The following is an 8,128-nucleotide window of genomic DNA, read 5'->3' as shown; positions in this document are numbered from 1 at the left end:
CTCCGCCGCGATGTGCCGCGCCAGGGTTTCTACCGCTTCGGCCGGTGCCCACGTGATTTTCTCCACGGTTTTGGGATCAAAATGGAGCAGATATTCGCGGATGAGATCGAAGATCGGCCGGCACGTGACGACCGTTCCATCGCGAAGCTTGACCTGCACGGAGCCTTCCAGAAGGGCGTTATTGATGTTGTTGAATTTCCCCACCTGGTCGCGAGTAGTGGGGCGGGGAGCTCCCTTTTCAGCATCCCACCAGACACTGTCGCCCCACTCCTCTCGGAGTTTTTCGGGAATCAGCATCTCGACCTGCTGTCCCGGGGGCGGGGCTTTTTCGCCGGAGGCAAGCACCCTGGTCGCATTCGATAATTGGGAAGGGGGATCCCCGAAAACATCACGCGCCCGGAGACGCTGAAGAGTATCCATCCGGACCAGGAGGGGGAGATCGGTCCATTGTTTGATATAGTCAGTGTCATAGAGCTTGTTCTTGACGATGACATGGGCGAGTCCCAGAGCGAGTGCCGGTGTCGTGCCGGGGCGAACCACAATGACGTTGTCGCCCTTGGAAGCCGTCGCTGAATATTCACAGGCGATCACCACCACCCGCACGCCCTTGAGTCGCGCCTCGGTAAGCCAGTGCGCGTCAGGCATTTTGGTGGTGATCCAATTCATGCCCCACACGATGAGCGTCTTGCAATGTTCGACGGCAGACAGATCAAACTCCACCGTCTGTTGCCCAGTGACCATGGGATGACCTGGCGGCAAGTCGGTATGCCAACTGTAGTTGTCGAAACCGCGGCCGCCGAGGGCCTTTTCCGGTGGCACTTTACGGATGGCCGCATCAAGCAGAGCAAGAGAGTTGGCAAACCGATACATCCCAAAGACGCGGGTGATGCCCAGCAAGGGCATGCCGCCCCGAAATTTGAGAACCTGGGTTCCCGCCCCTTGGGTGGCCTCGACGGTGACCGGATCGTAGCCCTGGGCTGTCAGCAGCTTCTGGCCCTTTTCGCCGGAATAGGTCTCCGCTATGTTCCGCAGCGCTGCCGCCACGATGGTGGCCGCCTCCTCGTGCGACATACGGACCCAGTTGTCGCGGCCGCGCTGAAAATACTCCGCCGGGGGACGTCCATCTTCCCCGCGGGGAAATCCGGCCTCGTACCAGCGCTTGAATCCCTCCCGCACCATGCACTGAGTGATGCGGCGATCGCCATAGAAGCGTCGGGGAAGCGCCAATCCCTTCTGGCAGATCCGCGGATCCCAGCGATGAGTCGTTCGACGGCCGTCGAGATCTTCCGCCTCGCCGTATCGCATGGTCGGACCAATTCGCACAATAACCCCGGACCGAACAAACGCCCGGAGAAGACAATTATGCGTATCATTCGGCGCACAGGTAAAAGTAAATGATTCGTCAAATCTCCAGAGATCGCGATAGACGTCTTCCCATTTTCTGTTCGGATAATTCGCCAGCGGATTATCTAGTGCTTCCAGTTGCCACGCCCGGCTGATAGAGTGGGCAAAAGCGGCAAATCCGGCTCCAGAAAGAATGGAAAGAAAATCACGACGCGATAATTCTCGACCATTCATTTCGCGGTCTCCCATGTGCGAATATAGGCGACGATCGCTTCGATGTCCTGATCAGGGAGCACGGGGTGATTGAGGGACGGCAAAGCAAAACCTTCCATATTTGTGCCGCGTCGGCCTCGGCGGATCGTTTCCACGAGAAAGTCGTCACTTGCCGTCTTCAGCAAATTGGGATGATTGAGTGCTGGGGCCTCTGGGCCGCTGCCGTCCTTGCCATGACAGCCGGCACACCACCGTTCGAAAAGTGCCTGTCCGCGGGCGGCGTCTGCCGTAACCCAGCGCCGCTCGGAATGCAGAGGCTGCGGTGGTGTTCGTCTTCGCAAAAATTCCACAATAGAATTGATTTCCTCGGGTTGCAGTCCAACCTCGGCATCCGAGAAGGCCGGCATCCGCCGACCTGGGCGTCCATCTCGAATCGTGGCCAGTAAGAAGGCGTTGTCGGCTACAGCAAGGAAGTCGGGATTGCCCACGGCTGGCGCGGGCGGCTGGCCGGGAAATCGCCGTCCTTCTCCCTGAGGACCGTGGCAACCCGAACAAAATGCGGCAAAGAGCGTTTCGCCATCGGTTGCAAATTCCCGGCGCTGCATGCGTTCAACAAGTGTCCGGTCGATCGGCTCCGCCCGCTTTTTGGAAGGATCTCTTCGCAGAGAGAGCAAATAGTACGTCAGCGATTCCACCTGCTCGTCGGAAAGGAAGAATTTCGGCATTTTCGAGCCCGGCACGATCCTGGCAGGATCCCGCGTATGGGCGGAGAGCCAACTGGCCAGCGTGTGGGGGCCTGGGACGTTGGTAAAGTCCAGCCGGGCGGGATCTCGAAGGCCGATGGAGGTCAGATCGGGGCCCTCGGTCCCACCGACGCCGGAAACCTTGTGACATCCCCGACAACCCAGCGAATGAAAGAGCGCCTGGCCCGCCACCACGCTCGGCGTTCCCACCCGAGTGTGCAGATATTCTTCAAGGAGCTGGCGTTCGTCGGGCGATAGGTCGGGAATGCAATCGCGCCAAACCGGGTCCTTGTTCTCCCGTGCCCGTTGCCGATGGACTCCGTACCAGTCCGGGGCGAACCCGCGTCGTCCAACGACAGACAAGTCGGGGCCCTCCATGCCGCCCACACCCGCCGGCCGGATTGTTCCGCCGCGTCCGTCCAGACGGTGACAGCTCAAGCAATCAGAACGTTCCAGAACAGCCTGACCCTGAGCCAGACGTTCCAGTGTCGGGACGCCCACCTGCGTGTGACAGGTCCCGCAGCCAGCTTCGACAAATCGGACTGGGATCATGGGTTCCGGCCAGAAGGGCACGTCGCCATGGGCGTCAGCACTCTCCGTGGCTCGTCCCTGTCCACCGTGGCAGACGGTGCATCCAAACTGTCCAAGATCGTGGGGAACGGGTGGATGGGGACGCGCGAGTCGATGCAAACCCGCCAGACGTTCGGCGGGATCCATGCCTACATGGCAGGTGGTACAGCGGTCGATGGTACCAGTCGTGGTTGCCACGATCTGCCGAATTCCGGTTGAAAAAGGTCCATCCGAGGCCGCCACTTCCGCCTGAAGGCGTCGCCACTGGCGCAGCACATTTTCCTCCAGGGCAGCCGCCAGCAGGACCACCACGACCCCCAGACTGGACCACAACAGCAGGTGTTTATTCTTTGTCTCCATAGGCGATCAATGCTTCGGCCAGTCCGCCGGGGACCAGTAAAATCCCCAGTTTGGTCCACGAAAATGAACACCAATGATCGTCAGCACGACAAATCCGCAGAGAAAGCAGGTGAAAAGTGCTACCGCACCGGCTCGGGCAGAACGATAGCGGTGGACGATCCCCAGCGAGAATATCGCATAAACAACGACCAACAGCGTGCCCGGATTGACGAAGGTGATGATCAATTGGGGGATATCCGGGAACCACTGCCGGAGCCAGCCAAACTGAATGGCGAAGGCTTCAATAGCGATGACGGAAAGCAATCCGAAGACCGCGGACACGAGAACGAGACGCTGGCCGCCTGGGCCACCGAACCATCTTCCCGTTCCCTCGGTTTCGCGGTCCAGGAATGGAATCAGTCCCAGACCGACGATGACGATCAGGGGAATTCCGGCACCTCCCATGAATGCGGAATGAGACACGAGCTCCTGCACTCCCAGAAAGTACCAGGGAGCCTTTGCTGGATTCTCCGGCACCGCCGGGTTGGCGATTTCTTTGAGCGGAGCGTTCCAGAAGATGGCAGCCAGCACGGTGAGGAAAACCGTCAACATGAAGACGGCACATTCGGCATAGAACAAATGCGGCATGGAAGGAATCGTATTTTCCGGCCCTCTGTTCACCGCGGGTGAGCGACCCCGAACGATCGCGGCCAGGTGATACGTTTTGGTGGGGGCGTCCGTAAAAACCGGGTAAAGGTCGCGGGGAGGTCCCAGCAGCGCATCGGCATCTTCAGGCCGTGCCAGCCCCCCGTCTTTGCGAATTCGCCAGAAATGAACGCCCATCAGAACGACCAACGCTAGCGGAAGAACAGCCACGTGCAGCACGTAAAAACGGATCAGCGATTCATCTCCCACCTCGGGCCCGCCCAGCAGGAGCGTTTTCATCCAGCCGCCCGGATCGAAGTAGGGCGTGATGCCGAGGGCATCTGTCAGTTCCCGCGGCGATTGAGCGATATTCGCACCGATGGTGATCGCCCAGTAGGCCAGTTGATCCCAGGGCAGCAAGTACCCTGTGAAGGATAGTCCCAGTGTCAAAACGAGAAGTCCCAGTCCTACCAGCCAGTTGAACTCACGCGGGTAACGGTAAGCACCGGTGTAAAAGACGCGTGCCATGTGGAGGAATACGGTGACCACCATCAAATTGGCCGCCCAGCGGTGGATATTGCGAATAAACCGTCCCGTAGGAACGACATAGTGAATATCTTTAATCGATTGATAGGCGACATCCGGATACGGCTTGTAATAGAGCATCAATAACACACCCGTGATGAGCGTCAGAAGAAACGCCGCAGTCACGGCCACTCCAAGTCCCCAGGTTGTACGCCACCGGAGACTCCAGCGGTGCACGCGAACGGGATGAATATGAAGAAACAGATTGTTGAAGACGAATTCTGAACGTGCCCGATCGGTCACAGGCGGTCCGGAACGGAAGGCGGATTCCTTGAACCGCCGGGGCGTTTCCCGCAAATGGGACCACAATTCCTTGAGGGGGGCTTGTCTGGGCTCCATACGCATCAACCTCGTGCCTTAGTCCCGGGTTGAACGATCACATTGCCATCCACCCACACTTCGTTACCCTCAAGCGAAACCGCCAGCCAGGGAAGAGGCTTGGGAGCAGGCCCTCCGATCACATGCCCGTCGGGCGCAAATCGCGAGCCGTGACAGGGACACTCGAAACCATTCGGGCTCGGTTTCACGATGCATCCCAGATGTGTGCATACCAGTGAGATGGCATACACACCTTCGGAATCGCGGAACAGCACAACATTGCGACCGGGCGGCACAAAGGGCTCACCTGGCTGGAGTGACTCGGGTAACTTCACGCGAAATTTCCGCGATGGGGACGCCGAGACGACGACCCGTGGCAATCGGATGATACCCAAAAATGCCAGAAACAGCGCGCTGACAAAGGCTCCCAGGGCCGACAAGCCAAGAAAATCCCTGCGTGGTACCGGCTCAGGAGCGAGCCGCGAGGGCACCGTCGTGTGATCGTCTTTCATAGCGTCTTCCACTCCACCTGATGACAGACCCTTTCCATCGTGATCGCGTCAGCCGGACACCGGGCCGCGCACAGCCCGCAACGGATGCATCGGTCCTCATCTTTGAGGATCGCGCTTTGCTGGGTCCAATCGATTCCTTCACCCAGCAGTGCCGCCACAAGTTTTGCCAGTTCTTCGTTGCGCTCCATTGCCTGGAGCGGCACCAGCTTGAGACACCGGGTGGGACAGACGTCCGCACAACCACCGCAGAGGATGCAGCGCGATCCGTCGAAAACCGGGGAAACGGCACAATCCAGACAACGTGATGCTTCCCGCCGAGCGAGAATGGCGTCGTATCCTGTTTCCACTAGAACGTCCCACCTCTTCAGCCTTTCTGTAACCGGAGTGGTGGGGATCGGCTGTCGTCGCACCCCCTCGTACCCGCGTTCTCGCCGATAGCGTTTCTCCTCCAAAAAGACGGTTGTCGCTTCGGGAACCAGGCGACGGCCGGTTAAGTACTCATACACCGAGCGGGCGGCACGTTTCCCCGAGGCCACTGCATCAATGAGAAGTTTTGTCCCATGCGCAAGGTCGCCCGCCACAAAAACCCCCGGTGCGGTTGTGGAAAGGGTCTCCGGATCCACAACCGGCCAGCCGGGACGGTGTTGCTTGATGTCTTCCCCACCTTCTGCCAGAAAATCGAGGCTGGTCGCCTGCCCCACCGCAAGAAGAACTGTGTCGCAAGGGATACGTATCCGATCGTTATCGTCAAAAAGAGGTGCGAAGCGACGGTTTTCGTCGTAAACTCGCAAACATCGCCGAAAGACGACCGCGGTGACTTCCCCATTGGCGCCGCGCTCGATCTCCACAGGACCCCATCCCCCCAGACGTTCGATCCCTTCCTCGTCGCCCTCCAGAATTTCCTGGGTATCCGCCGGCATTTCTTCGAGGGTCTCCAGCGACACCAGTTTGACGCCGGTGCCGGGTTCCATCCGTGCGGCTGTTCGTGCGGTATCCCAGGCAACCTGTCTCAGGACAGTTCTCGCCACATCGTAAGCCACATTGCCACCCCCAATGACCACGACGTGGCGACCGATCTGAAAGGGTTCTCCCAGTGCCACCGCGCGCAACAGATCAACGCCGCCATACACGCCAGGACCGTTTTCGCCGGGGATTCCCAATCGTCGGGCGCGCTTGGCTCCCACGGCCAGGATAACAGCCGCGTACTCGCGCCGCAGGTGAGCGAAGGAAACATGCTCCCCGACGCTCTGCCCGCATCGCAGCTCTGCACCCAGGGCTTCAATCACCGAAATTTCCCAGCGGATGAGTTCGCGCGGCAAACGATAGGCGGGCACTCCCAGTGCCAGCATGCCCCCCGGAATGCGTTCGGCTTCGAAGATGACCGGCCGAAAACCCATCAACGCCAGGTCGTGAGCGGCAGCCAGTCCGGCAGGGCCGCCGCCGACGATGGCCACGGGTTGACCGGCGGCCTTCTCGACCCGGCCCGCCGCCTCCGCTTTGATCCACGCGGCCAGTTCCTCGGCATCCATCGCAATCGGTGGGGCTGCCTGACGAAGATTCTTCCAGTAATCCACTGGATCTCGCTTTTCCCAACCGCCTGACTCACAGGCAAATCGTTTGAGCGCACGAATTGCAAGGGGGCGGTCCTCGGCCACAAAATGACCATCGGCGTCTACTCGCGGAACACGTCCGCGTCGACAGGCCGCCTCGCACGGCGCCCCGCAGATCCGCCCGCAAATCGAAGCGAGCGGATTCGGACCTCGAGCGATGAGATATGCCTCTTCATAACGTCCCTCGGCAATGGCGCGGACATATCCCCGGGCATCGGTATGGACCGGGCAGGCCACCTGACACGCGATGAGCTGCCGGTGGTAGTCGGCACCCGGTACGGAAACGGCGAGTGTTGGCTGCAAGGCTACACCTCCTGTCCCCGCGCTTCTCCAGCCTTCGTCATCCGACCGGGACGAGATCGCGAAGGCGTCGACGGCCGCTCTTTCTTTTCCGGTGGCACGAGCTCCACTATCTCGATGCCAGGCCATAACCAGCATTTCTCCCTCTCGGGGAGCGACGGGTCGGGGCAGGGCCGTTTGATCATGTCGGCCAGCGTCCATCGCGCAAGAACGCCCACAATGGCCCGGTGAAGTTCGGCGGCCGCTTGATGAAACGCGCATGTACGCGAGAGGTCGTCGGTTTCCCGGCAAAAGTCGCCAAGAATCACGCCCTGACAGGCCTCAACGATGCTGAGAAGCGAGATCTGTTCTGGCGAACGATTCAAGGAAACTCCCCCGGCCACTCCTCGCTGCGCCTTGAGTATCCCCGCTTTGACCAACTGGCGGAGGACCTTCGCCAGATAGGTGGGAGACTCATTGAAAGCCTGGGCAATCACCCGCGGAGAGGCAGGCTGGTGATCTGGGTGCAGTCCCAGAAACACCAGTGCTTTCAGACCGGAAATGGTGGTTTTCGTCAACATGGCCAAATCCCGGATAAATCGGACAAGCGATATCCACAATATCCCTCATTCGCATTTCTGTCAAGATTCGGAAAGGCCCGGTTGTTCACCTATTTGCTGACCTATCCGCTCCACCAATCTTCCGGTGCCCGACAAGCACGGAGAGGCACGCCTGTCGTGCCCGCTGAAAGCAAATGGAGTATCGAGCATTGATAAGCGGACCCTGACCAGCAGATCCCGCCGAAAGGTCGGAGGGGCACGCCTGTCGTGCCCGATGAAGCGCCATGGTTCATCCAATGCCGGAAAAGCGCACCGTGGAGCGCGTTCTTCCATGGCACGGATGGAAGGGTCGAGTTCCACCCCCACCAGTCGCCGCGGTTCCATCCGGACCAACGCCAAGGTTGTGAAGC

General features: G+C 59.8%; 6 protein-coding genes. All 6 read right to left on the bottom strand.

Translation table 11 applies throughout. The features are described 5' to 3' along the window. On the bottom strand, positions 1–1,578 hold a 1,578-nt coding region (locus H5U08_RS05920; RefSeq protein ID WP_297031221.1), incomplete at its 3' end, for a molybdopterin-dependent oxidoreductase. Then, positions 1,575–3,230, bottom strand: coding sequence for a c-type cytochrome (locus H5U08_RS05915; protein ID WP_297031219.1), 1,656 nt, complete (start codon positions 3,228–3,230; stop codon positions 1,575–1,577). The genes H5U08_RS05920 and H5U08_RS05915, both read right to left, overlap by 4 nt. 6 nt (positions 3,231–3,236) lie before the next feature. Continuing rightward, on the bottom strand, positions 3,237–4,778 hold the full coding sequence (locus H5U08_RS05910) for a cytochrome b N-terminal domain-containing protein (protein ID WP_297031217.1): 1,542 nt from the start codon (positions 4,776–4,778) through the stop codon (positions 3,237–3,239). A gap of 5 nt (positions 4,779–4,783) precedes the next feature. Next, positions 4,784–5,269 carry a ubiquinol-cytochrome c reductase iron-sulfur subunit gene (locus tag H5U08_RS05905; RefSeq protein ID WP_297031216.1) on the bottom strand — a complete coding sequence of 162 codons (486 nt, stop codon included), beginning with the start codon at positions 5,267–5,269 and terminating at the stop codon, positions 4,784–4,786. After that, positions 5,266–7,182: an FAD-dependent oxidoreductase gene (locus H5U08_RS05900; RefSeq protein WP_297031214.1), complete on the bottom strand. Its 1,917-nt coding sequence runs from the start codon at positions 7,180–7,182 to the stop codon at positions 5,266–5,268. Before H5U08_RS05900 ends, H5U08_RS05905 begins: the two co-directional genes overlap by 4 nt. Before the next feature lie 2 nt (positions 7,183–7,184). Next, positions 7,185–7,739, bottom strand: coding sequence for an Rrf2 family transcriptional regulator (locus tag H5U08_RS05895; protein WP_297031212.1), 555 nt, complete (start codon positions 7,737–7,739; stop codon positions 7,185–7,187). Between the last annotated feature and the right edge of the window lie 389 nt (positions 7,740–8,128).

Origin of the sequence: Thermogutta sp., assembly GCF_014359955.1 — a bacterium.
GTDB lineage: Bacteria > Planctomycetota > Planctomycetia > Pirellulales > Thermoguttaceae > Thermogutta.
This window is presented reverse-complemented; position numbering and strand designations above follow the sequence as displayed.